Genomic DNA, 23,908 nt, shown 5'->3' with positions numbered 1-23,908 from the left:
CATTCTGGAACGTTCCGCATGGGCGGACCCGGCCACGGCCGGCAGCCACCGAGCGGAGGCGGCCTGTTGCTCGATGAAGACAGATATCTAGCCCAACTCTGCGGTCTCGCCGCGAACCCCAGCCTGCCCAGACCATTGCTCGACCGGCTCGTCACCGCGGCCAGCGGCGAACTGCGGGACGAGCCCGACCTCGCCGCGGACGTCGTCCACACCGGCGACCTGGTCGAATTCCTCGCCATGACCGACAACCAGCCGGCAACACAGTCCCAGTCGCCGCACGCGCCGATCCCCGAACCACCCCAAGCCACCCTCCGGCACCCCGGGCACGCTGCCCGAAACCCCGACTGCTCCCCCGAACTCCTGCACCACATCGCCCAATCGGCGAAACCCGACGCGACCGCCCACATCGACGTGGCGTGCCACCCCAACACAAACGCCGAAACCCTCATGCTCTGCCTGACCAAGAGCATCGCCCGCAGGCACGCCGCCCGCCATCCCAACCTCCCGCCCCACATCATCACCCAACTCCTCGACGACCCCGACCTCCTCGTCGCCGAAGCAGCCGCCGCCAACCCAGCCCTGCCCAAGAAAATCATGGAGGCCCTGCTCGCCTAGTGCCGCGTCTTTCGAATACTGAACGTGACTTCGCCCGGCGGACTGGGGGTCGGATTCAGGGGTGGGGTCCGGGGTGTCACCGATGTTTGCCTGCGTAGGACGCGGCTACTTTGGGTATATGACAACTGCGACTCTGACGAGGTCCCGAAGTAACAAGGTGATCGGCGGCGTGTGTGCCGGCCTTGCCGAGAAGGTCGGCTGGAAGCCCAAGACGATGCGGATCGCCTTTGTGCTGTCCTGTCTGCTGCCTGGGCCGCAGTTCCTGTTGTACATCGTGCTCTGGGCGATCATTCCGCAGCGCGACTACTGATCTTGTCCATTCTGCGTTCATCTGGTGGTCTTAGGTTCCACGCGACCCGCACCACACAGATCGGAACGTGATGAGAAAACCCTTGGCCATCGGCTTGTCCGTGCTTGCGTTCGCGCTGGCGGCCGCGCCAAGCTCGGCCGCCCCCGGTGAGAAGCGGGGCGGCTTCGGCCGGGCGACGCTGACTCAGTTCGCGGCTCTGCCTGCCGAAACGTATCTGCCGGCCAGTGAGCCGTCCGGTGCCGCGTTGGGCACCGCGCCCATCAACGGCATCACGCCGCCGTTCGCCGACCAGCCCATCCAGGGGTTCAGTGGGCTGGTCCGCAACTCTGACGGCACGTTCGACGTGCTCAGCGACAATGGCTACGGCACCAAGGCCAACAGTGCGGACTTCGCGCTGCGGATCAACCGGCTTGGCCCCGACTTCGCCCGCGGCACGATCGACGTTCTGGGCGGCATCACGCTGACTGACCCGGCCAAGCACATCCCGTTCGCGCTGACCAGGCCGGACCGGGTGCTGACGGGCGCGGATCTCGACCCGGAGTCGATCACCCGGGGTGCCGACGGGACCTACTGGCTGGGTGATGAATTCGGCCCGTACCTGCTGCACTTCGACCGGGCGGGCCGGCTGCTGGCCCCGCCGGTGGCGCTGCCAGGCGTGTTCGCCCCGGAGAACCCCGCCGGTACACCGAACCTGCCCAGCAGCAAGGGCTTCGAAGGCCTTACCCTCTCCCCCGACGGCCGGACGCTCAACGCGCTGCTGGAAGGCACTGTCGCCGGGGACCAGCCGGGGAGCCTGCGGCTCAACGAGTTCTCCCTCGATGACAACCGGTACACCGGCAAGCGCTGGATCTACCAGCTCGACTCGCCGGACCATGCCATCGGTGACGCCGTCGCGGTGGACCGCAACCGGCTGCTGGTGATCGAGCGGGACAGCGGCCAGGGCGCGACCGCCAAGGTCAAGAAGATCTACCTCGCCGACAAGCGGGACCGTGACCACGACGGCAATCTCGACAAGACTCTTGTCGCGGATCTGATGAACATCGCCAACCCGCGCCGCGTCGGCGGTTTCGGCGAGACGTTCACGTTCCCGTTCATCACCATCGAGGATGTCGTGATCCTCGACGACCGGACGCTGGGTGTGCTCAACGACAACAACTTTCCGTCGTCGTCGGGCCGTACGCCGGGCAAGGCCGACAACAACGAGTTCATCACCATCAAACTGACCGACAGCCTCCGGTAGTTTCTGGCATTCTGGCCGCCATGGACACGGACGCCTTGTCTCAGCGGTTGTTCCAGAACGTCACGAGTGCACTTGAGATGTACGCCGTGTACTTGGGCGAGCGCCTCGGTTACTACCGGGCGCTCGCCGACGGCCCGATGACGTCCGCCGAACTGGCCACAGCCACCGGAACGGCGGAACGCTACACACGCGAATGGCTTGAGCACCACGCCACCGCAGGCTTGCTGGAGATGGACGAAGAACAGCGGTTCACCCTGCCGCCGTCGCACATTCCTGTGCTCGCCGACCGCGAAAGCGTGCTGTTCGACACGCAGCACAGCATCAACCTGGTCCGTGTCGGCCGCCGGATGGCCGACCTCGTGGAGGCGTACCGGACCGGTGACGCGCCGCCGCCGATCCCGTGGGAGCCCGAGGGCAGGGCCGAGTCGAACCGGGCGCTGTTCCTCAATCTCCTTGGCAAGAAATGGCTTCCCGCGATCCCCGAGGTCCACAAGCGACTCTCGGCGGGCCCGGCCAGGGTCTCCGACATCGCCTGCGGTCTGGGCTGGTCGAGCATCGCGATGGCGCTGGCGTACCCGGAACTGACCGTGGACGGCCTGGATCTGGACGAGATGGCCATTTCCGCCGCACAGCAGAACGCCGAAGCCTCAGGTGTAGCCGATCGTGTGAAGTTCTCCGCGATGGACGCCGCCGACCTGGCCGGTGCCGAGAAGTACGACCTCGTCACCATCATCGAGGCGTTGCACGACATGACACACCCGGTCGCCGCGCTGACCGCGGCCCGGAAGTTGCTGGCAGACAACGGATCTGTTCTGGTCATCGACCTGTGGACAGAAGAGGAGCTCACCACGCCCGGCCCCGTGCGCGAACAGCAGGAGTACGGCTGGAGCCTGACCGTCTGCCTGCCAGGCGCCATGGGCGACCCGACCTCAGCCGAGACCGGAACCGTCATGCGCCCAGCCACACTACGGAAGTACGCCCTCGAGGCAGGCTTCACGAACGTGACGATCCACCCGATCGAGAACGACAAGTTCCGGTTCTACGAACTGACCTGACCCCGCCACCGCCGAATTGTTTTGTCCCCAATGCCACATTGGGGACATCTGATGCCCCCAATGTGGCATTGGGGGCAAAGCTGAGGTTGCGGTCAGGCGACGTCGAGCACGATCTTGCCGCGGACTCGCCCGGCCTGGCTGCGCACGAATGCCTCGGCGGCCTTGGCCAGCGGCAGGGCCTGGTCGACGTGGATGGAGAGCTTGCCGGCGTCGGCGAGCGCGGCCAGTTCGTCGAGGTCCGAGCTGACCGGCTGGGTGAATATGTGGTGGCCGCCGCGCTTGGCGGCCACCATGTCCACAATGGAAACCACCCGGGTGTGGTCCTTCAACAACTCCTGGGAGACAGCAACGGCGTCGCCACCCACACAGTCCACAGCGACATCGATCCCTTCCGGAGCCAACGCCCGCACGCGCTCGGCCAAACCGTCGCCATACGTAACAGGCTCGGCCCCCAAAGAGCGCAAGAACTCGTGGTTGCGCTCGCTGGCCGTGCCGATCACCCGGGCACCCCGAGCCACCGCGATCTGCACAGCCGCAGAGCCCACACCACCGGCCGCCGCGTGAACCAGGACCGTCTCCCCTGCCCCGGTGCCCGCCTTGACCAGTGCCTGCAACGCGGTGAGTCCCACCAAAGGCAGACCGGCAGATTGTTGCCAATCCAACGACGTGGGCCGACGCGCGAGTGTGTGCACAGGCGCGACGACGAACTCCGCGTAAGTGCCGTACTGCACCTCATCTGTCCGGACGTAACCGAAGACTTCGTCGCCGGTTGAGAACTCGGTGACGTCCTGGCCCACGGCCTCCACCACGCCCGCGACGTCGAAGCCTGGCACGAGCGGGAGGCCGACCTTCAGGAACGCGTTCATGTGCCCGGCGACGACGTGCCAGTCGACCGGATTGACCCCGGCGGCCTTCACTCGCACCAGCACCGACCCGGGACCCGCCTCAGGCCTGTCGATCTCCGTCAGCTCCAGGACGTCGGGGCCGCCGAAGCTGTGGGCGACAACCGCCTGCATACGGGCCGTCATGACAGAACGCTCCTCGTGATCGCTGGGACCTCCGCAGTGAAGGATGCCATGCGCATCGGGGAGCCCGCAGCACGACTGCGACTCACCGATAGGAGCGCCGGGTAGCTATCACACCGGCGACCAGGGCGGCCGCGACACCGATCAGCTGGATCACAGTGCCGATGGTGCCGCCGATGCGACTACGGAACTGACCGCTGCAGAAGTCCTTAGCAGCCAGGGGGTCTCGGGTCAGCGCCGCGGGCGCTGCTCATTCGTTCGTCGGTCCAGTAGGCCTCGCCGCTTGTGGTCGCGGTCGGGCCAGCGGCCTGGCCGCTGTTGCCCGGGCCGTTGTCGCATGGTGAGCCGGGGTCCGCTGTCGAGGGCCATAGCCAGATAGCGAGCCCTACGACTGCCAGGGCGGCCACGGCGATCACCGCTGCCACCATCAGTCGTTGTCGCACGGGAACATCCTCCTGGAAATGTGGCCGGTCCGCCCCATATGACTGGGACGGACCGGCCGCACTCACGCGTTGCACGCGTTTACATGTCCTTCACCGTGTCGAACAGGCTGCCCGCAGTGTCGTAGCTGAAGTACGGGCTCTGCCACTTGTAGACGTGGGTGGGGTCCGGGTCCCAGAACATCCAGCTGTTCACGCCGTTGACATACGCCCAGAATGTGGCGCCGTAGTCGGCCAGCCATGGGCCGCCGCTCGCACCACCGGTCATGTTGCAGTCCAGGGTCGGGAAGCCGCTCTCGTCGCGGGTGGTGCCGTTGCAGAAGTAGAGACCGCTGCCGTTGAAGGGCGGGTCGGCCGGGTAGCCGAACATGTATTCGAACCGGCCGTAGCCGTAGCCCCATTGGATGCCCTGGCCGCCGACCGCGTCCACGATCTTGACGCCGTTTCTCGGCTGCATCACGACAGCGGCGACGTCGTAGGCGCGGTTGCCGTTGCTGGTCCAGCCGACCTTCGACCACTGCTGGTAGGCATTCCAGGTGCCGTAGGGCGAGCCGGCGTGGTACGCGGGCACGAACACCCAGCGGTTCACGTCGAACCAGCCGCGCCCGCTGCCGCCGCCGTGCACGCAGTGGCCCGCGGTGAACACCAGCCGCTTGCCGTTGCTGTTGACCGTGCTGCCCGAGCACGAACGGTTCTCGCCACGGTCGTTGACGTAGAACACCCGGCCGGACATGCTGTGGATGTCGGCCTGAGCGCTGGGAACCGTCGGGACCGCACCGTCTACTTTGGCGCTGGGGCCCGGTCTTGGTGTGGTTGAGGAATCGCTCTGCACTGGCATGTCGGACGGCCCGGCTTTGATCGCCTCGGCCATCCGGGCCGGCGTCCAGTACTCCTCCGCGCTCGCGGCGCTGTTCGAGGACGCCTTGGCTGAACTGTCATTCTGTGCCGCGATCGTCGCTGCCGCGACGGAGGAATCCTCCGCCATGGCCGGCGTCGCCAGGGCGACTGCGGACGCGCCCGTGGCCAGGACGACGGTGAGCCTTCGCAAGAACCGCAAAATGCCTCCCGCGCTGTGGTTTTCAAGGCACAAGGGGGCATCACGACAAGGCCGCCACCGCGATGTGACAGCCTGCCGAAAGTGAATTTCCGACCCCCTGGAACCTTCCCAACGCGAAAGTATGTCGGCCGCTCACACCGATCGCAACAACGCCCACCAGCCAATTGGCCATCTCGGTCCATATTGGACCGGCTACGACTACGGGCTTTCGGTGTCCGGCGCGGCACCGGCGTCGTTGACCTCCACCGCGTCGCTTTCCGCGGCACTCAACGATTGCGCCGGCCCGGCATCCTCGGCCGGCGAAGCGATCACCTCGGCCTGGGCGGTGGCCTGGGCGCGCTTACGGGTTACCTGTACGACAACGGTGTCGGATTCGTCGTCTTCGAGCTCGATCACAATGCGCACGGTGTCCATCCCCTTCAGGACAAGATCGCGAAACGGCCTTCGAAGGTCACCGGGACGTTGGTCAGGTTGGTCACCGTCAGCCAGTACGTGCACTGCGTCGACGTGGCGCGTTCGACCGCCACGTCCCAGTCCAGCTGGGGCGCGCCGGATCTCGGCGAGGTCGGCATCATGTACCAGATCACGTGCGACGCGGCCGACCAGCCGTAGGTGAACCAGCGGCCGGTGGCGTTGGCCGCCAGCGTCCCGGTGAACTGCACTCCGGTTGCCATGGACGACTCCCCTCAGGTGCTCAGCACGTCGTACCGGCCCTCGAAACGGACCGTGTGGGCGGACTGGTTCTTCACGGTGATCCAATAGGTGCTCTGGGTCGCGTTGGCCCGTTCGACCGCGACCGACCAGGACAGCTGCGGCGCGCCGGAGCAGATCGAGGTGGGCATCATCGTCCACACCACGTGCCAGGACGATGGCCAGCCGTAGGTGAACCAGCGAGCGGTGGTGTTGCCCGCGATGGTGCCGATCCACTGCACGCGCGGCGGATTCGTCTGGCATCGCGGATAGGGCGGCGGGCCGTCCGCGGACGCCGAGCGCACCTGCAGCTTGGCGCGGTAGGTCGCGAGGACGGAGTTCGTCTGGCTGAAGGTGGGATCGTAGGTGCCCAAGCCGTTGTGGAAGACCTCCCAGCCAGTTGGCACCAACGTGGCCGACGGGTCACCCTGCACGCCGAACCAGGTGGCACGCGGGACAGGGCTGGTGAACAGCGCCGGGTCGATGACGTACGTACTCGTGCCCACCTGCAGTGTCGGCGCGACGTGCCAGCCCCAGCCGACAAGGCAGTCCGGCTTGTTGGCGCTGTTCACGCGCAGATTGCCGTAGATCCACACCTTGTCCGGGGTGATGCCCTGCTCGATCATCAGCCGCGCCATCTCGTGCGCCCGGCCCCAGCAGCCGTCGTCCGGGTAGGTGAACGGGATTCCCGGCGCGACCGGGTTCACCGAGCAGGCTGTCCGGCCGTTGACGAGGTTGAACATCTGCTGTGCCTGGGCGAGCGTGACCGGTGTGGAGAGCGGCTCGGCCTTGGCCTCGGCGCGCTCAAGAAGGCTGACTTTTGGGTGCGGCCGGACATCGATGATCGTGTGGCCGTCGAGCGCGTCCGTGACAAGCACCGCCTGGCCGGATTCCTTCGACTCCGCAAGCAGTCTTCGCAGTTCGTCGTAGTCCGGGCTGTCGCGCGGCAGCCGGTGCTTCGCGTGGGATACAACGAGATCCACTTCAAGCTCGCCGTCACCGTCACGCAGCTCCGCCACGGCGTCGACGATCGGCACGAGCACCTCGGTGATGATCGAGGTCTCGGGATCGATCTCGACATACGCGGGCAGGCCCGCCGAACTGAGCTCGTCCAGCGCGGAGAGCCAGGCCTGGGCCCGGCTGTCGGACAGATCCAGCCGCCCGGACTGACCGCCGCTGAACTGGACGGTGAGCAGCCGGCCCGCTCCCCTTGACTGGGCCAGCTCGGCGATTTCGCCCACGACGGCATTGCTTCGCGGCATCGTGTCCACCTCCCCAGGGTTCACGTCCGCCCAGTGTTAGCCCTGGCAGAGGCCACGTCAACACAGTGCCACCAACGGCCTAAGTACTGTCCACACCGAACTAAACCGGTGGGAGGGCAACTTTCGCGGCGGACAGGAACGCCGACAATGCGTGACTTACCAGGCGAACTGCCAATACGATGGGCGGTCCGCATGACGGCGATGGTCCATCGACGCTTTCATGAGTTGGCCGGGACAACTGGGGAGTTGTTGACATGGCTCAACATTTCGGACTCTGGCGGCGCCTTACGGCGGGGATCGCGGCGGCAGGCACGGTGGCGGCCGGGATCGCGGTCGGCTGGGATCAGCAAAGCGACCTCGCACCGCAGGTGCGGTTGCACGCCGGCGCGATTTGGGTCGCCTCAGACGAAGTCGGGCAGCTGACCCTGCTGGACGGCGCCTCGGCCGAGGTGGCGGCCCAGGTCCAGGTCGACCAGCCGAGAACCGACCTGCACGTCGTTCAGCAAGGGGCGACGGGGTACGCCCTCAACCGTGCGCAGGGATCGGTCGTGCGGGTCGATGGCGCCACCCTGGCAACCTCTCGCCCGATGTCGCCAGTAAAGGGAGCAGCCGGACAGCTCGCCGTGTTCCCGACACCCCACGCGCTCTACTCGCTGGACACAGCACGCGGGCTGCTCGCCAAAGCCGACCCGGAAACGCTGGAGCCCCAAGGGGATCCGGCATCGTTGCCGGCCGGTGACAGCGCGATGATGGATCCCGACGGCCGGCTCTGGAGTCTTGATCAGCGCACCGGTGACTTGATCTGGTTCTCTGACGGGACAAGCCATTCACGGCCGCAGGCGCACACGCCCGGCAAGAGCAGGCTTGCCTTCACCGACGGCGCGCACGCCTTGCTGGACGCCGGGCGTGGCGCGATGGAACTGCTGGACCCGGACACCGGAGCTGTCCAGCAGTCGGTGCCGGTGGACCTGAAGCCCGATGACACCGTGGCGGTGAGCGGTTCTCCGGGTGAGCGCCGGCTGCTGATCTCGGTCGGTTCCCGTGGCCAGTTGCTGAGTTGCACGTTCGATACCGCATCGTGCGCGGCTCCGGTCACTCTGAGCCCGGTCCCGGCCGACCTGGGCCAGGCGGTCGAGGCGGACAACCACGCGGTGGTACCGGACTACGCGACCGGACGGATCTGGATCGTCGATCTCGCCGGGCCGCGGGTGGTGGCCGAGCAGCGGCTTTTCGACCACCCGGTGCGATTCGAGCTGCTGACCCGGGACGGGGTGGTCTTCTACAACGACCCACGCGGTGACCAGGCCGGAGTGATCGGACTCGACGGCCGGGTCCGGCCGATCACGAAATACCAGGCAGGGCAGGCAACCCAGACTCAGCAGCCCACCCAGAGCGCTACACCGCCCACCGGGCAAGTGACCGCCGCGAACCTGTCCATCGGGATCAGTCCGCGTGCACGTGGAGTCGTCGGCGACGAGTTCCGGTTCACGGCCATCGCCAAGGACATCACCAGCGCCCAATGGACTTTCGGCGATGGCTCGGGAGCCGCTGGTACCAAGGTCCGGCACAGATATACCCGCATAGGAACGCACACCGTCAACGTCACAGCGCAACTGCGCCAGGGCAAGATCGTTCAAGCCGCCGCGCAGGTCACCGTCGACGCCCCAGGCGCGCCACCACGCATTGTCCGGATCAATGTCGAGCCTGGCGCTCCGCGAGTCGGCGAGCAGGTGCGATTCAGCGCCGAGCTGGCCGGACCACGTCCGCAGCGCACGTCTTGGACCGTGACCAGTGACCGGGGCACCGAGACGACTTCCAGCTCGCCGACGTTCCAGCACACCTTCACAAGATCGGGCACCTATACCGCGACCCTTGAGGTCGCCGTCGGTGCCGTTGTGGTCCGTGAGTCCAAGCAATTCACTGTCACACAAGAGATGCGTGAGGTGCGCTGCGGCGACGTCATCACGACCGCCGCGGTCCTCACACAGGATCTCGTTTGCGGGGGCGGGGTGGCGCTGACAATCGCGGCCGACGATGTCGTCCTGGACCTCGGCGGCCACAGCATCTCCACATCGGGCTCCGCCACCGGGCAGAAAGGCATCGTGATCGCGGCGGACAAGACCATCAAGAATGTCACCGTTCGCAATGGCGCGATCAGCCGATTCCAGACCGGCATTGACATGACCAACGTGACCGATGTGACCATAAGCAATTTCGCGATCTCGGCATCACCGATGACGGAAGACAGCAATCCAGGAATGACGGGCGACCGGGTACGGAACGCGCAGCTGCGCAGTGTCACCATCAACGCCTTCCACCCGTTCCGATTCACCAACGAGTCATCGGTCAGCATCACCGGATCGACCATCTCCGGCAACTCGGCGCGCGGTGTGGCTGCATGCGCACTCGACAGCGTGTGCACGATCGCGCGCAGCACGATCAGCCTGTTCAACGTGGGATGCTACGGCGGGGTCATGGAGGAATCCAACGCGTCGGTGACTGTCGACTGGAGCAACGTGAGCATCGCCTATCTTGGCCCGTACTGCGGGACGACCACGGTGACCAAAAGCAAGGTCTCGTTGCTTGCCGACGTCAGTTCCAGGCAGGCCTACATCACCGGAAACACGATCTCCAGCGGGGACACACTCGGCTTGTGGAATTCCTTCGTCGTGTCCGGCAACGATTTCAAGGGATCAACGCTCAACGGTGTCCTCATATTCTCCGGACAGGGCCTGGTGTCCGGGAACAGGTTCCTCGAACATCAGTGGAACGGCCTGAAGGTCAGCGCCATCGGAGGAGGACCAATCGGACCGCTCGAGATTTCCGATAACGAGTTCACGGCCAACGGCCTCGCCAAGGACCCAGAGGCGGGCATGGACGGCCTCGCCATCCTCGACGTCGGCGAAGGCAGCGTGATCAAGCTGTCCGGGAACCACACCACGAACAACGCGCGATACGGCATCAACGTGGAGAACCGGGACAGAGTTGAAAACGGTGGCGGGAACACTTCGTCGGGCGACCCAGAGGGGTGCCGCAACTTCGACTGTTCATGACGAGCACGGGGCAATGTGGTCGGCACCGGACGGCAGGAGTTCGCTTTCCTGCGGCGTGTAGTCGCGGTTGTTGATCCGGCACAGCTGCTCGATCCAGCGTCGCGGGTCCATGTCGATGGTCAGCGGGCCCTGGCTGGTCTCCGCTGTGAGGGTGTCGTTGTGCCGTGACCAGCCCACCGGCGAGTTCGGTGCGCGGAACTCCGCGATGCGGTCGCCGACGTCGAGATCCCAGATGTGCAGGTCACCATCGCCGGACGCGGTAAGCAGCCGGTTGCCAGGGACTAACGCCAACGGCGTCTGGTCGCCGGGCACGGGAATGGCCGGCGGCCGTGTCTCGTCCTGCTCCGGGTTCCAGATCTGCAGTTGCCCGACGTCCTTGTAGTGCACCGCGATCCGTGGTCCGGCGGATTCCGTCAGGATCGCCGGTGCCAGATGGCCCGCCTGGGACACGAAGGTCTTGACGGGCGCGCTTTCGCTCAGCGCCCACAGTTGAACGCCGGTCGTGGACGTGGTCACCACGTGCCTGGGCCGGGCGGGCCACGGCATCGCCGCGACCTGGTCTCCGGCGACCTGCACCTCGTCAGTGACATGCAGGTTCTGCGTAGTCACCAGCTCACCGGTGCTGATCCGCCACACCGTCACGTCGCTGTTGCGGAGAACCGCGAACTCCTCGTCGGTGATCGGGATGAGCCAGGTGGCCGGCGGAGGATTGATCGGGAGCGGGTCGGTGGCCACCGACATCGTGCGCACCACACTGAGATCGGAAGTCAGGAAAACCGTCAGCATTCCGGAGTCGCCCACTGCCAGGATCTGCCTGCCGTCGGGCATGAAGCTGATCCGGGGACGGCCGCCAAGGTTCAGACTGCCTGCCGTTGCCGGAGGTCCGGCGATCGTCCGCCGGGTCGTGGTATCCATTACCGACAGTCCGAAGTGGCCATCTGACGATTCTTCGGTGAGTGTCGCCAGGCTCCGGCCGTCAGGGCTCAGGGCCGTGGCAGCGGGTTGCCTGGACAGGTTCGGCTTCGCGGTGGCGTCGATCGCGGTTGGCGCCCGTAGCCGGAGCAGGGCACCGTTGCTCAGCGCAAAGACCGTGGGCGCGCCGGACTCGCCGGCGATCACCATGAGATTTCCTGTGCTGTGCCCGCCGAAGTCGTTGGCTTGCTGCTGCGCGAGAGGCGGAGCCTGGACCGCGTAGGACCGGCCGGTGCGCAGATCGAGCAGGTCGAGCTGCTGAAAGGAGTCCTTTGTAGAACTTCGGCCGACGATCGTGTACCGGCCGCTGAAGTCAGTGCGGCCGGGACTGTCGGCTGGAGTCTCCTGCAGTTCGGCACCTGTGGCCAGGTCGCGGTGGATGTTGCGGCGCGTTCCGTCAGGCTGGTACTCGATGAACCACGCCGCGTTGGTGTCCGGTTCGACCTGTCGTACAACGAGATCCGTCAACCCCGGTGCCGGGGTGAAGGTCGTGGCCGACTGCTGGCGGCTCGTGACGTCCCAGGCCTCGACCATGTTCGTAGGAACGGTTTCGGTTCGCTTGCGCCGCTGCAGTGTCACGACCAGAGACCGTCCGTCCGCCGAGAAACGCGCACTGCGAGCCTCGACGATCTCACCCAGATTCGGCTGATCCGCAGACCGAAGCGGGAGCGGAGTGCCGCGCTGGCTGATGTCCCAGAGCGTGACACTCCCCCGTTCGCCGACGACCACCAGCCAACGGCCGTCCGGGCTCAGCAGTAGTCCGCGCTGGGTGGGAATGGCGGCTACGAACCAGCGTTGCGGTGTGGCGCCGAACAAGCCGGTCCAGACGGTGATCTTGCCGTCATCCTCGGCCACGGCTGTCACCTGGCCGTCATCGGTGGTGGCGACCGAGTTCACGGTCCCGGACCAGAGTCCCGAGCGGATCTCCTCGACTCCGGTGTACTTGAGGTACTGCCGCAACAGTGCCGCGTATGCCTCTGGCCTCGACTGGTCGTGATGCCAGGCTGCCTGGGCGAGCTGCAGGGCGGTCAACGGGCTCGTATCGCTGCGCCGCATGGACTCCTGCCCCAGTGAAGCCGCCGCCACACGCCGCAACTGATCGGAGAGCTCTTCGTTACGGTTGATGGCCAGGGCAGCGGACGTGGTCGCCACCACCGCGAGCACGCCGATCAGCGCGGTGATCGTGCGCCAACGGCGTACTCCCCGGCGCTCATGGGCGCGGCTGGCGGTGATGTAGCCGCGCTCGTCGCCGGTGAGCCCGGACGGGTGTTCAGCGAGCCAATCCTGTGCTGTGGCAAGGGGTATGCCACGCAACAGCGTGCTGTTGTCCCGATTGGACCGTTGCCACTGGCCGAGCGCGATCCGGAGTTGTTCCTGCCATGACCGGAAATCCCTGGCGGCCAGCAGCCATTCCCGCAGTCGCGGCCATCGCTGGACCAGGGCTTCGTGTGCCAGGACGACCTCCGGCTGTCCGGGATCGTCCCGGAGTACCACCAGATGGTGCTTGGCGAGCATTCTAGCCAGCGCGCCCGAGGCGGGATCGAGCTGGTCGAGCCGGGCCGGGGTGACCGCGAAGGTCCCGTCGTCGCCTGGCCGGGCCAGTTGGACCAGCAGCCGCTCGGCGAGCTTCTGCTCATCCGGCAACAGTTGCCGCTCGTAGATCTCTTGCGCGTAGGACGCCAGCGGCCCGGCTACGCCACCCTGGTCGTCGTACATGCGGTGGGTGAGCATGCCGCCGCCTTGCCGGGGCTCCCACAGCCGCGTCAACGCGAACTCCACAAGCGGCAGCTGACCGGGAGAGTCCATGGCGTCGGCGATGATCCGGTCGACCAGGCCCGGTTCGAAGGACACCAGCGGAATGTCCTCAGGGCCTATGATCGCCGCCCGGAGTTCGGCCGGTCCCATCCTGGGCAGCGGCATGGTGTGCAACTCCGGGTCAAGATCGGCGGGGAGCACTTCGCCGAGGTCGGCGAAACGTCCGGTGAACACAGCTCGCAGTGCCGGTGTCGTGGCAGGCCGTGCAGGCGCTGCCCGCAGCAACGCTGCCACGACTTCGAGCAGTTGCCTTGCCGCGTCCGAGTCTGCGTCGACGAGTTCTTCGAACTGGTCGACGAACAGGACCAGATGCCCCACCTTGTCAATGATCTCGTCGGCCAGCACCGTGATGTCCCGGCTCGGTTCGTGTCCCAGGACTGGTGTCATCGCACGCGCGAGGAGTTCCCGTGGTTCGGCGCCGACGGTCGGCCGCAACGTCGCCAACGCGATATTTTGCTGTCGTAGCAAGGGAAATACGCCTGCCCGCACGAGCGACGACTTCCCACTGCCCGACGCCCCCGTGACCAGCACCATGCGGTGTTGCTCCATCAGGGCGCTGAGCTGGCGGATCTGCGGGTCACGGCCGTGGAAGAACCGGGCGTCCTTTTCCTGGAACGGCTGCAACCCGCGGTACGGGGACTCAGGCCGAGCCGCGCGGTGGAGTTCGGGATCCGGGGATGGCACGGATCCGTTCCCAGTGTGCTCGATGAGCACTGTAAGCAGCGCGGCGGCGTGGATGGTGCGGACGGACGCGTACCGCGGGTGGTCCAAATCGGACGGAGGCGCGTGGTCAACGGCCGGTACCCGGAGATGACCGGTGTACGCGGCCGCCACGCGTAGGAACTCCTTGCGCCGCTCGGCTTGGGTCCCCGCCAACGGGGCAAGCGGGTGCTCGTCCAACGCACGGAACAGTGTGCTGACGCGATCATCGGTATCGACGCGCAGCCGGCGCAACCATTCTCCCGTGTCCCGGCTGAGCAACAGCAGCCGTGCGGGCGAGGACGTGGGCGAGCGCTGAGTCAACGCGGCGGCCAGGGCATAGATCTGCTCGAAACGGACTTCGGCGTTGTCGACGACCACCAGTAGCGGGCTGTCGATCCTGCCGAGGTTGGTCAGGTCGGCGATGGCGGCGTTGTCGTGGATCGCGCCTGCGACCCAGCCCTCTGCCGTCAGGTCCTGGCACAGCTGCTGGGCAAGACGGGTCTTGCCTTGCCCGGTCGGCCCGGTGACCAGATGTGCGGACACTGCCTTCGGCGAGCCGATCCAGGCCTTCAGGTCAGCGAGTTCAGTCTTCCGTCCGCCGAACGGGACCATTTGGTACTCGGTACGCAACCACGCGCTGGGTTCAAGGTTCGCGTCCGGCGAGGAAACGGTGGTGAAGACCCGGTTGAGCACGAGCCCTGGCACGAGGTCGCCCAACTCGTCGACCAGACGGGCGAGGTCACGGGTGTCGTTGCGGTGGCTCAGCCGCAGGAACTGGCAGCGCGCCAACGGAGCGAGGTCGGCCGGGAGATCACGCTCGGACAGCCCGACAGCATGATCGAGGAACACCGGGATGACCCGCAGGCCGTGCCGGAACGCCTCCGCGATCTCCTTGTGCACCCAGTCGTCGGGTGCGTCGACCCTACGGCGCTGTTGCTGGTCGGTGCTGAGCCAGCGCGCTCCGATCACGGCCAGCAGGACGTCGGACTGCCGCAGCCGTTCCAGGATCTTCTGCGCGAAATCCTCACCGGGGCGGATCGACCTGCTGGCCAGGAAGACGTGCTGGAGACCGAACTGCGCCACGAGCACCCTCGTGATCAGCGTCGCGGCGAACTCGCCGTCTCCGGTGCGGTAGTTGATGAATACACCACCCACGCGATCTCCCCTGAGCACCGTGACGTGATGGGTCGTCGCTCACAGTGTCGAGGCTGGCAGCAATGTCCCGGAGTGGCAAGCGGTCCAGGTCAGGTGATCGATGTGCGCAGTGTCTCGTTGAGTCTCGGATACAGCTCGCGCACCGGCTGATGCGTATGCCAGCGAACAAGTGCGCGGGCCAACCGGCGCAAGTCCACGCGGATGGTGGCCGAGTCCACGGCTTCCGCGCTGCTGAGCGTCTGGTGCGCCAGGGCGCAGGCGTGGTCGACTTCGCCCGCTGTGGCATAGGCCAGGGCCCGGCGGGCTCCGAATCGGGCCCGCACCCGGCGAGCGGTCTCCGGGACGAGAGCCAGTTGCTGGTCAAGCAATTCGCCCGCCTGTTCACAGCGGCCAAGGTCATGCAGGCACCAACCGGCCACCATCGCGTGCAAACCCGGACCGCTCACCGACGCCGAGCCGAGTTTCAAGCCGTCAGCGGTGTCATCGGCGTCTTCTCTGGCTCTGGCCAGCAACTCCTCGGCGCGGTCGAGCGCCCGCTGACACTGGTCGGGATCACAGGCCAGGGCGTGCCCTTGAGCTTCTCGTAACGCCGCCAGTCCACGGATACGCGGCGGCGTTCGCGGATCGGCCTGGGCCTGCTGCGCCAGATCGATGGTGCCTGCGGCATCGTCCCGGTACAACGTGATCAACGCCTGCCGGATCAGGGCGAACGTGGCCAGTTGGGTATCGCCGGCCGCGGTGGCCAGATCGACCGCCGCACGCGTCCACCACAGCGATCCGCGGTCGTCACCGGCCTCCTGGGTCATCCACCCGGCGTACTCCGCGTAGCGAGCGGCCAGTCTCAGCAGTTCTCCACGGGCGGCAGGGGAAGCCGTGCCTGCCATGCCGCGCAGCGTGTGGGTCTGGGCGATGACAGTGGGCAGAACCACGCCAGGGCCCGCGATCTGGCCTAACTGCCGGGTCTGTTCGAACAGCGACCGGAATGCCGCGATCGTCCCGTCCTGCGGTGCCGCGGCCGACATGCTCTGCGTGCCCAGACTCACGCCCAGCAACGAGGACGCACCCACAGCGAACGCATCCCGGCGACGCATCGGGATCAGCCGGCTGGTGCCGTCCGGTTCCATGCTCATCACCCATACCTCGCCGTCCTGCTTGGCCTCGGCCATCGGCGATTGGGCTTGCTCTCTGGACTGGTCCCGGACGAACAGGGCGACCAACTGGCCGCCCGCCCCAAGGACCGCGTCGCAGCGCCGCGCGAGGTCGGCGCCCGGCGACTTGTCCCCGGTCTCGATCTTGCCGAGATAACCCTTGCTGTAATGGACCTGCCTGGCGAACACGGCAAGCGACAGCCCGGCCGCCATCCGGCGCCGCCGCAGTTCCGTGCCGAAAGTCGCAGGCTGCTCAGTCATCTTCTACCCCCACCCTTGACCGCGTCCCCCTGAAGCACGGCTTCCGGTGAATGCGCTCAGGTATTCAGGCTACCGAGCACAACCCCGGCCTTCCAGCAGATTCGTGTCGTGGCATGCCAATCAGTCTGGTCCGCGGCGTCGTCTGGCTCCCTTGCGTCAAGGCGACAGGCGCCGTGCTGACTCCGGGCCGCGAGGGATGCATGCTTACTGACAGCCAAACCGGCTCACGGTTTGACAGGGGTGCCGCGGAAGCAGGCGACGCACATTGGGGGTGCGCCGTTACCGCGACTGGGGGCAGGATCGCGTGTCTTGGGGGAACTTTTCGTCGAGTCCGTGCGATTTACCCGCTTCCATGCCCCGCATCGGTGCAACAAAGGAGGCAACAATGGTCATGCGGAAAATCGCCTTGGGACTGGGTGCCACGGCGCTCGCGGTCGGCGGCATGCTGGCGGCCGGCGGGGCGGCCAACGCCGCTCCGGTGTCCAAAGCGCAGGACACTTCGACCGGCACCGTCGTGTCGTCGTCCGCCGGGGTGTTAGCCGCCCTGCCGGGCTGCGCGTCCTACGACCACTCAGGGCGGCACGCGTGGGTCATCAACCGATGCTCCTACACCATCCACGCGAAGATCCTCTGGGCGTTCGCGCCGGACACTGCCTGCTACACGCTGGGCCCGGGCGGCCGCCTGGACTCCACCCGTGGCTTCCCGGCCCGTTTCGACGGTGCGGTGTCCTGCTGATCGATCAATGACAGGCGCGGATCCCGGGCGATAAACCCCCGGGATCCGCTGCTGCGCAAGAGCGTCCCCGCGCGGCTGCCGAGGCCACAAAGCACTGTCCGATGTGGCCTCGGCAGTTCTGGTTCTAGTTGTTGAGTGTGATCGTGATCTGACGGGCGCCTGACGTGACCGTCACCGTCCTGTTCGCGGAGTTGTAGGTACCGCCCGACACGGCAGTCACGGTCGAGCCGGCGAACACCGGCAGCTGAACGTAGATCGGACCGTTGGGCAGGGTGCCGGTCAGATCGACGGTGATCACCCGGCCGGTGCCGGGCCTGCTGGTGCTGAAGGACACGCCGTAGGTGGAACGTGCACCGGAACCGGCGTTGTAGGACGAGGTCACATTGCTGACCGCGACCGTCTGCCCAGGGGCGATCCACGTGTTCGGAATGCCCCGGCCCAGGTACAGCGGTTTGGTGTAGGTGTACGGCCCGCTACCGGAAGCCGACAGGCCCTCGGCCGCGATCGCCCGGATCAGGGCCAGCTGCTGGTGGGCGATCGGCCAGGCGTAAGGGATCGCGCCGAACTGCGGTCCGGCGTGGTTGCCGGCCCAGATGTTGCCGGAGCTGGGGCCGCTGCCGTTGGCCTCCCACCAGGCGTTGGGCCCGCCGGTGGTGTTCTGGACCTGCCAGGCATAACTGGTGATGGGCAAGTCACGATACTGGTTGGCGTACAGGCCGCCTTCGGAGTAGGCGGTGTTGTAACCCGTGCTGTAGCCCGGGAAAGCACCCATCGACGGGTACGGGACGCGACCGGAAAGCCGGCCGAAACCCCAGGCGTACATACGATCGAGCTGCGCGGGGTCGCCGACGACGCCGGACAGCGGGTTGCCGCCCATCAGCATCGTGTCCCACTGGTTCTGGCCGGACCAGCCGGCCTGCGCCCAGTTGGCGTCGTTGAAGGTGTTGCAGCGGTTGGCGGTGTTCGCGCGCTGCACCTCGCATGGCAGGAAGTTGAAACCGTTGGCCTGCTGGTTGCGGGCGATCACCGTGTTCAACGAGTTGTGCAGGCTGGTGTACGCCTGCTGCGCCCATTGCGCTTCGGCTGTCTGCCCGATCCGTGTCGCGATGTACTTGTACGAGGCGAGGCCGATGAGCGCGGAGTAGTTCGACAGGATCCACTTTCCGGTGGAGTCGTTGTCGAAATTGGATTTCAGCGTCCCGTCGGTGTCCAGCTGGGACACCAAATGGGTCCGCATCATCGTGCGCAGGCTGGGCCCGAACTGGGTCTGGTTGTCGTTGAAGAACTCGTTGACGAACGCGGTGTCATCGGTCTTCATCAGGTAGACCGCCCATGCCCACGGCGTCTTCCACACACCGTCCCAGTACCAGTTCGCGCCGACCGAGGGGAAGCCCGGACGTTCCGAGGCCCGGCCGGTGAGCAGCAGGTTCTGCGCGTCGCTGAAGTCGCCGGTGGTGAACCTGGCCACCAGTTCGCCGGGCACGTCATGGTTGAGCAGCCAGGCATAGTTGTTGGGGCCGGAGAACGGCGCCTTACCGACCTGCACCATCAGGTGATACGCGGTGCCCGCACGATAGGCGTTGCGCAGCGCGGTTCCCGGGTTGGCCAGGCCGGTGTTCGGCAGTGTCACGTTGGGCAGTGACGGCTGCGCGGTGGCGTTGATCCGCCCGTTCCAGAACGCCGCCATCTGGCCATACGCCGTGTCGTAGTTGGGCGCCGAGGACGTCAACGTGGCCGTCGACGGGTAGGCCGCGTTCGTGCCGAACCGGTCGATGGCCGCGACGAAGTCATGGTTACGGGTCTGCCCAGGTGCCACAGCATCCCCGGCCGGAGTGAGCCGCACCAGGTTCGGCCCCGATCCGGCCGGTGGCACGGTGACGGAACCGGTTCCGTTGTTCGTCACCGAGACGCGGGTGTAGGCGAGTACATAAGCGTTGCCGCCGATTACCGCGCGGTTGGCGAAGTTGGTGATCGAGATGGCGACATTGTTGCGGGTGAACGAGGTTCGCAGCGCCGGAAGGTAGCCGGAGTCCATCGTCCACTGGATCGATTGCGCGGACGGCGATTGACCCGCCGACAGGCCGTAGGTGAAGGCGCCGAACGAGTACATCGCGCCGCAGTAGGTCGTGCCGCCCTGGGCATACGTGGTCGGCACGCCGCGGGCGAAGTACGAACCCGACAGATACGAGAAGGCTGGGTACCAGTTGCCCTGCCAGCCGATCGCGGACTGGTTGTACCAGCCGAACGCGTACGGATCGCGTGGTGTCGGGAAGTTCGTGCCGTAGCTACGCGGCAGGCTTGTGTTGTTGCAGGCGTTGTGCGGCATGGCCGGCACCGGGTCGTATGCCGCGACGGCGCCGGTGGCCGCCGGCTGGACCACCGTCGAGGCAGCCAGAATGAGCAGCGCACTGAGGAATATGGATGAACGAGAGTGTCTCGCGGGGCGTCGCATCGTCGCCTTCTCTCACGAGCAGTCTGACATTCCTTTGTGGACTAAACTGGTGAGGCGACCCGTCCTCGCCTCACCAGCCGTGCCCGAACCGAAATCGTTTTCGACGGTAGGACCGCCTACTTGTGAAGTCAAGCGATGAGCGCTCCGAAATGTTTTCGAATCTTTCCCAAGCTCGCACTCTTGGCACCACGGACCTGATCAGTGACACGATGGCGCCACGCGATGAGAGGAAGTCAGACCAGTGACCAGCACCGTAGGGATGCCGGAGTACGACATCGCCAGAGCGGCGAGCTGCCCGTTCGATCCTGCGCCGGCCATGCAGGCACGGCAGCAAGAGGGGCCGGTGACGCGGGTGCGGCTGTGGGACGGCAGTACGCCCTGGCTGGTGACCGGTCATGCCGAACACCGGGCCCTGCTGGCCGATCAGCGGGTCAGCGTGGATCACTCCCGGCCCGGTATGCCCAGGACGACGCAGGGCTCGGCCGAGACCATGACCGAGGCGGAGACCCAGCAGCTGATGCAGATGCTGAAGGACACCTCGATCCCGGGCCTCAGCTTCATCCTCAAGGACGACCCCGAGCACGCCAGGCTGCGGCGGATGGTCACCGGCGCGTTCGCGGTCAGACGGGTGGAGGCGATGCGTACGGCCGTGCAACGGATCGTCGACGAGTTCCTGGACAAGATGCTCGCCGGCCCCAAGCCGGTGGACCTCGTCGAGGCCTTCGCGCTTCCCGTGCCGTCACTGGTGATCTGCGAACTGCTCGGCGTGCCCTACAGCGATCACGAGTTCTTCCAGGACAACAGCAGGACGATCATCAACCGCGCTTCGAGCACCCTGCAGCGCATCGAAGCCCAGACCAAGCTGGGCGACTACCTGGACGACCTGATCGGCGAGCGGATCGGCAAGCCCGGTGACGACCTGCTTTCCGCGCTGGCCGAACGGGTCGAGGCCGGTGATCTGCCCAGGCAGGAAGCGGTTTCGATGGGTGTGCTCATGCTCTTCGCCGGGCACGAGACCACCGCGAACATGATCGCGCTCGGCACGCTGGCCCTGCTGGAGCATCCCGACCAGCTCGCCTTACTGCGCGACACCGACCACCCGGCGCTGGCCGCGAGCGCGGTCGAGGAACTGTTGCGCTACCTGACCATCACGCACGGCGGGTTGCTGCGGGTCGCGCTGGCCGATATCGAACTCGGCGGCCAGACCATCCGGGAAGGCGACGGCATCATCGTGGTCAACGAGACCGCCAACCGCGACAGCACGGTCTTCGCCGACCCGGACCGCTTGGACATCCGCCGCGACGCCCGCCAGCAGGTGGCCTTCGGGCACGGGGTGCACGCATGCGTGGGCCAGCCGCTCGCCCGGATGGAACTGCAGGTCGCCTACCCCGCTCTGCTGCGCCGCATCCCCAGCCTGCGGCTCGCGACCGATCTGGACCGGATCTCCTTCAAACACGACGGATTCGTCTACGGAGTCTACGAACTACCTGTGACCTGGTGAGCACAGATCCGGTGTAAAGCCCGCCAGACCGGGAATCCCCATCATGTTCCGCAGCGTCTCCATGGAATGCGACCACCGGCTGGTCGAGTACGTCTTCAACGCGCCATGGCCGATGAAGACCTTTGACGGGCGGGAGAAGAGCCTGCTGCGCGGCGCGACCAGGGACCTGCTTCCGCAGTCTATTGTGGAACGGAGGAAGGCACCTTATCCGTCCACTCAGGCCCCCGGCTACGACCGGGCGATCAAGCAGGAGCTGGGCAAGGTCGTCGCGGAGCCGGGCCCACCGGCGTTGCCGCTGCTCGACCTGAACGCGATCCAGCAACACCTTGACGCGCCGGTCGAAAAGCGTCGTCCATGCTGGAAAGGGGCCTCTACAACGAGACCCCGGTCCGGCTCGACGCCTGGCTGGATCACTACGACGTCGAAGTGGAGAGCCTGTGAAGGTTCCATGGAGGTGTTGTAGCGACAACAGTGTGACCGTATCGGCGGCGATACGGTCACCGGACCATGGAAACCGTGGATGTTCTTGTTGTCGGCGCGGGGCTCGCCGGTCTGCAAACGGCGCGTCTGCTTGCGTCGCAAGGCTTTGACGTTCTCGTCTGCGAGCGCCGTAGCAGCTTGGACATCGGCATCCGGACCACAGGCATCTTCGTGCGGCGGACGTTTGAGGATTTCGCGCTGCCCGACCGCTACCTCGGGCCGGCGGTGCGGCGCGTCCTGTTGTACCCGCCTTCGCTGCGTGCGCCGGTCGAGTTGGTCAGCTCACGTGACGAGTTCCGCGTCGGCGACATGGCCGGCATCTACTCTCAGGCGCTGTCGGAAACCAGGCTGGCCGGCGCGCGGGTGCGTCTCGGTGTCTCTTATCCGTTGAAGGATGTCAAGGCTCGCTTCACCATCGGTGCCGACGGCGCCCGGTCGACGGTCGCGCGCCGGCTCGGGCTCGACGTCAACCGGCATCTGATCATCGGTGCCGAGAAGGTGTTCCCGGTCAGCACAAGCGCGCCGACGTTTCACTGCGTGCTCGACCCGCGGCTCGCACCCGGCTACCTCGCCTGGCTCGTCGATGACGGACAGCAGGCGCACGTCGGCCTGGCCGGACTGCCCGACCGGCTCGCCGCGCCGCTCCCCCGGCTCCTGCGGTCGTTCCTCGGCGGGTTTCCGAACATGCCGACACCAACCGGGCCGATCCATCGTCGCGGCGGCCCGATCCCAGTCGGCGGCGTTCTGCGTCGGATCGTCTGTCCCGACGGCCTGCTCGTCGGCGACGCGGCCGGCGCGGTGTCACCGCTGACCGCAGGTGGGCTCGACCCGTGCATGCGTATGTCGGAACTTGCCGCCGCCGTCACCGGTGACTACCTGCGCACAGGCAATACGTCCGTCTTACGGCATTACGACGGCACGACGCTACGCGCCCGGTTCCGTGTCCGGCTCGTGCTGCGCAATGCTCTTTCCCACGTACGAGCGCCTGCCGTGGCCGAGGCGGCGTTCAAGCTCCTGCGCACGCCACTCGGGCGGGCAGCCGCCGCCCGTGTGTTCTTTGGCGACGGCTCATTCCCCGACGCCTAACCACGGTGGCAGGGGTTCGCATGCCGCGCGCCACTCCGCTGGAATCACCGCGCTACCGGCCCGCGCGGCGATGATTCCGCCGGTGATGGCGCACACCGTGTCGACGTCTTCCGCAACCTGGGCGACGGTCCAGAGCGCGTCCTCGTAGGCATCGAGGTGGTGAGCGGCGATCCATACCGCCAAGGGCACGGTGTCGACCGCACTGACCTCACGACCGTTGCCCAGTGTGGCCGCGACCTCCCGGACCGGACCGCTTCCGGGAAGGCTCGCCGCGACCTGGATCCGCCGTTGAACCTCACCAGCAGGAACACGCGCTGCAACGGCGTTCAGCAGCTCGACCGGGTCCAAGGACGGCTGCGTCGCGGCGAGCGCGGCGGCGACAGCCACCGCGACCGCTCCGGCCACACCTTCAGGGTGGGCATGGGTGACCATGGCGGATTTCGACGCCTGAGTCACCACGGTGTCGAGGTCAGCACCGAACCAGGCCCCCAGCGGCGCCACTCGCATGGCGCCGCCGTTTCCCCACGAGCCCATACCGAACACCGACGGCGACACATCCCGCCACGATTCGCCGTTCCGGTATCGCAGCAGCATCCGTTCGGCGCCCGAACCGTACCCACGGTCGACGTCGAAATGCTCGGCAAAAGACGCCGCCAGAGCGTCCTGGTCGATTTCGCCATGGCGGCTCAGAATCAGATAAACCGAGCACGCCATCTCGGTGTCGTCACTCCATGGCCACGGCGACGCGGGCAGCTCACGGCCCACCACTGCCGGGTGATCCCCCGGCAGCAGAATGCGCGACCCGAACGCGTCGCCGACAACAAGACCCAACAAACTCGCCACCGCCGGATGC

19 protein-coding genes are annotated in these 23,908 nt (G+C 66.5%); 9 read left to right on the top strand and 10 right to left on the bottom strand.

Annotated elements, in window-relative coordinates:
* Positions 1-18: 18 nt before the first annotated feature.
* The 4 genes from JOF56_RS35365 to JOF56_RS35350 all read left to right on the top strand — a co-directional run bounded on the left by JOF56_RS35365 (position 19) and on the right by JOF56_RS35350 (position 3,220).
* Entirely contained in the window at positions 19-615 is a 597-nt protein-coding gene (locus tag JOF56_RS35365; RefSeq protein WP_209643786.1) for a hypothetical protein, read from the top strand.
* Positions 616-733: 118 nt separating this feature from the next.
* Positions 734-925 (top strand): PspC domain-containing protein, encoded by a 192-nt coding sequence (locus tag JOF56_RS35360; RefSeq protein ID WP_209643785.1) that lies wholly within the window; start codon positions 734-736, stop codon positions 923-925.
* A gap of 70 nt (positions 926-995) precedes the next feature.
* Positions 996-2,165 (top strand): esterase-like activity of phytase family protein, encoded by a 1,170-nt coding sequence (locus JOF56_RS35355; protein WP_209643784.1) that lies wholly within the window; start codon positions 996-998, stop codon positions 2,163-2,165.
* Positions 2,166-2,185: 20 nt separating this feature from the next.
* The gene (locus JOF56_RS35350; RefSeq protein WP_209643783.1) at positions 2,186-3,220 is read left to right on the top strand and encodes a class I SAM-dependent methyltransferase; all 1,035 of its coding nucleotides are present in this window, start codon (positions 2,186-2,188) and stop codon (positions 3,218-3,220) included.
* Positions 3,221-3,312: 92 nt separating this feature from the next.
* Here the strand turns inward: JOF56_RS35350 and JOF56_RS35345 are convergent, their stop codons facing one another.
* From JOF56_RS35345 to JOF56_RS35320, 6 genes are all read right to left on the bottom strand, one after another.
* The gene (locus JOF56_RS35345; protein ID WP_209648664.1) at positions 3,313-4,236 is read right to left on the bottom strand and encodes an NADP-dependent oxidoreductase; all 924 of its coding nucleotides are present in this window, start codon (positions 4,234-4,236) and stop codon (positions 3,313-3,315) included.
* A 218-nt stretch (positions 4,237-4,454) separates the two neighbouring features.
* Positions 4,455-4,688, bottom strand: a complete 234-nt coding sequence (locus JOF56_RS35340) for a hypothetical protein (RefSeq protein ID WP_209643782.1) — start codon at positions 4,686-4,688, stop codon at positions 4,455-4,457.
* A gap of 79 nt (positions 4,689-4,767) precedes the next feature.
* Positions 4,768-5,733 carry a trypsin-like serine peptidase gene (locus JOF56_RS35335; RefSeq protein WP_209643781.1) on the bottom strand — a complete coding sequence of 322 codons (966 nt, stop codon included), beginning with the start codon at positions 5,731-5,733 and terminating at the stop codon, positions 4,768-4,770.
* A gap of 207 nt (positions 5,734-5,940) precedes the next feature.
* Positions 5,941-6,156, bottom strand: coding sequence for a hypothetical protein (locus JOF56_RS35330; protein WP_209643780.1), 216 nt, complete (start codon positions 6,154-6,156; stop codon positions 5,941-5,943).
* Between the two features lie 5 nt (positions 6,157-6,161).
* Positions 6,162-6,416 carry a hypothetical protein gene (locus JOF56_RS35325; protein WP_209643779.1) on the bottom strand — a complete coding sequence of 85 codons (255 nt, stop codon included), beginning with the start codon at positions 6,414-6,416 and terminating at the stop codon, positions 6,162-6,164.
* A 12-nt stretch (positions 6,417-6,428) separates the two neighbouring features.
* Complete coding sequence (locus JOF56_RS35320; RefSeq protein WP_209643778.1) at positions 6,429-7,694, bottom strand: protein-glutamine glutaminase family protein; 1,266 nt, start codon at positions 7,692-7,694, stop codon at positions 6,429-6,431.
* 254 nt (positions 7,695-7,948) lie between these two features.
* Here JOF56_RS35320 and JOF56_RS35315 point away from each other — a divergent pair, with 254 nt between their 5' ends.
* Positions 7,949-10,747 carry a PKD domain-containing protein gene (locus JOF56_RS35315; protein ID WP_209643777.1) on the top strand — a complete coding sequence of 933 codons (2,799 nt, stop codon included), beginning with the start codon at positions 7,949-7,951 and terminating at the stop codon, positions 10,745-10,747.
* Here JOF56_RS35315 and JOF56_RS35310 read toward each other — a convergent pair.
* On the bottom strand, positions 10,742-15,391 hold the full coding sequence (locus JOF56_RS35310; RefSeq protein ID WP_209643776.1) for an nSTAND1 domain-containing NTPase: 4,650 nt from the start codon (positions 15,389-15,391) through the stop codon (positions 10,742-10,744). The genes JOF56_RS35315 and JOF56_RS35310 overlap by 6 nt on opposite strands.
* Before the next feature lie 89 nt (positions 15,392-15,480).
* On the bottom strand, positions 15,481-16,800 hold the full coding sequence (locus tag JOF56_RS35305; RefSeq protein ID WP_209643775.1) for a helix-turn-helix domain-containing protein: 1,320 nt from the start codon (positions 16,798-16,800) through the stop codon (positions 15,481-15,483).
* Between the two features lie 385 nt (positions 16,801-17,185).
* On the opposite strand from JOF56_RS35305, the gene JOF56_RS35300 reads away from it, so the two are divergent.
* Positions 17,186-17,536, top strand: a complete 351-nt coding sequence (locus tag JOF56_RS35300; protein ID WP_209643774.1) for an alpha-amylase inhibitor — start codon at positions 17,186-17,188, stop codon at positions 17,534-17,536.
* A gap of 124 nt (positions 17,537-17,660) precedes the next feature.
* Here the strand turns inward: JOF56_RS35300 and JOF56_RS35295 are convergent, their stop codons facing one another.
* Positions 17,661-19,988: a hypothetical protein gene (locus tag JOF56_RS35295; RefSeq protein WP_209643773.1), complete on the bottom strand. Its 2,328-nt coding sequence runs from the start codon at positions 19,986-19,988 to the stop codon at positions 17,661-17,663.
* A gap of 241 nt (positions 19,989-20,229) precedes the next feature.
* Here JOF56_RS35295 and JOF56_RS35290 point away from each other — a divergent pair, with 241 nt between their 5' ends.
* Genes JOF56_RS35290 through JOF56_RS35280 form a run of 3 tightly spaced genes read left to right on the top strand, consistent with a single transcriptional unit; the run spans position 20,230 to position 23,055 of the window.
* A complete protein-coding gene (locus JOF56_RS35290; protein ID WP_372448294.1) occupies positions 20,230-21,489 on the top strand; it encodes a cytochrome P450 in 1,260 nt (419 codons plus the stop codon).
* A 43-nt stretch (positions 21,490-21,532) separates the two neighbouring features.
* On the top strand, positions 21,533-21,952 hold the full coding sequence (locus JOF56_RS35285; RefSeq protein ID WP_209643772.1) for an asparagine synthase-related protein: 420 nt from the start codon (positions 21,533-21,535) through the stop codon (positions 21,950-21,952).
* A 44-nt stretch (positions 21,953-21,996) separates the two neighbouring features.
* Positions 21,997-23,055: an FAD-dependent oxidoreductase gene (locus JOF56_RS35280; RefSeq protein ID WP_209643771.1), complete on the top strand. Its 1,059-nt coding sequence runs from the start codon at positions 21,997-21,999 to the stop codon at positions 23,053-23,055.
* Here the strand turns inward: JOF56_RS35280 and JOF56_RS35275 are convergent.
* Positions 23,038-23,898, bottom strand: coding sequence for an ADP-ribosylglycohydrolase family protein (locus JOF56_RS35275; protein ID WP_307855394.1), 861 nt, complete (start codon positions 23,896-23,898; stop codon positions 23,038-23,040). The genes JOF56_RS35280 and JOF56_RS35275 overlap by 18 nt on opposite strands.
* Positions 23,899-23,908: the final 10 nt, after the last annotated feature.

The organism is Kibdelosporangium banguiense (genome assembly GCF_017876405.1).
GTDB classification, from domain to species: Bacteria; Actinomycetota; Actinomycetes; order Mycobacteriales; family Pseudonocardiaceae; genus Kibdelosporangium; species Kibdelosporangium banguiense.
This window is presented reverse-complemented; position numbering and strand designations above follow the sequence as displayed.

Bases quoted from the DNA above. Each gene is read 5' to 3' on its own strand.
- JOF56_RS35365 (WP_209643786.1), top strand. From the start codon at position 19: ATGGGCGGACCCGGCCACGGCCGGCAGCCACCGAGCGGAGGCGGCCTG.
- JOF56_RS35295 (WP_209643773.1), bottom strand. From the start codon at position 19,988: ATGCGACGCCCCGCGAGACACTCTCGTTCATCCATATTCCTCAGTGCG.
- JOF56_RS35355 (WP_209643784.1), top strand. From the start codon at position 996: ATGAGAAAACCCTTGGCCATCGGCTTGTCCGTGCTTGCGTTCGCGCTG.
- JOF56_RS35300 (WP_209643774.1), top strand. From the start codon at position 17,186: ATGGTCATGCGGAAAATCGCCTTGGGACTGGGTGCCACGGCGCTCGCG.
- JOF56_RS35345 (WP_209648664.1), bottom strand. From the start codon at position 4,236: ATGCAGGCGGTTGTCGCCCACAGCTTCGGCGGCCCCGACGTCCTGGAG.
- JOF56_RS35330 (WP_209643780.1), bottom strand. From the start codon at position 6,156: ATGGACACCGTGCGCATTGTGATCGAGCTCGAAGACGACGAATCCGAC.
- JOF56_RS35305 (WP_209643775.1), bottom strand. From the start codon at position 16,800: ATGACTGAGCAGCCTGCGACTTTCGGCACGGAACTGCGGCGGCGCCGG.
- JOF56_RS35325 (WP_209643779.1), bottom strand. From the start codon at position 6,416: ATGGCAACCGGAGTGCAGTTCACCGGGACGCTGGCGGCCAACGCCACC.
- JOF56_RS35360 (WP_209643785.1), top strand. From the start codon at position 734: ATGACAACTGCGACTCTGACGAGGTCCCGAAGTAACAAGGTGATCGGC.
- JOF56_RS35350 (WP_209643783.1), top strand. From the start codon at position 2,186: ATGGACACGGACGCCTTGTCTCAGCGGTTGTTCCAGAACGTCACGAGT.
- JOF56_RS35315 (WP_209643777.1), top strand. From the start codon at position 7,949: ATGGCTCAACATTTCGGACTCTGGCGGCGCCTTACGGCGGGGATCGCG.
- JOF56_RS35280 (WP_209643771.1), top strand. From the start codon at position 21,997: ATGGAAACCGTGGATGTTCTTGTTGTCGGCGCGGGGCTCGCCGGTCTG.
- JOF56_RS35285 (WP_209643772.1), top strand. From the start codon at position 21,533: ATGTTCCGCAGCGTCTCCATGGAATGCGACCACCGGCTGGTCGAGTAC.
- JOF56_RS35320 (WP_209643778.1), bottom strand. From the start codon at position 7,694: ATGCCGCGAAGCAATGCCGTCGTGGGCGAAATCGCCGAGCTGGCCCAG.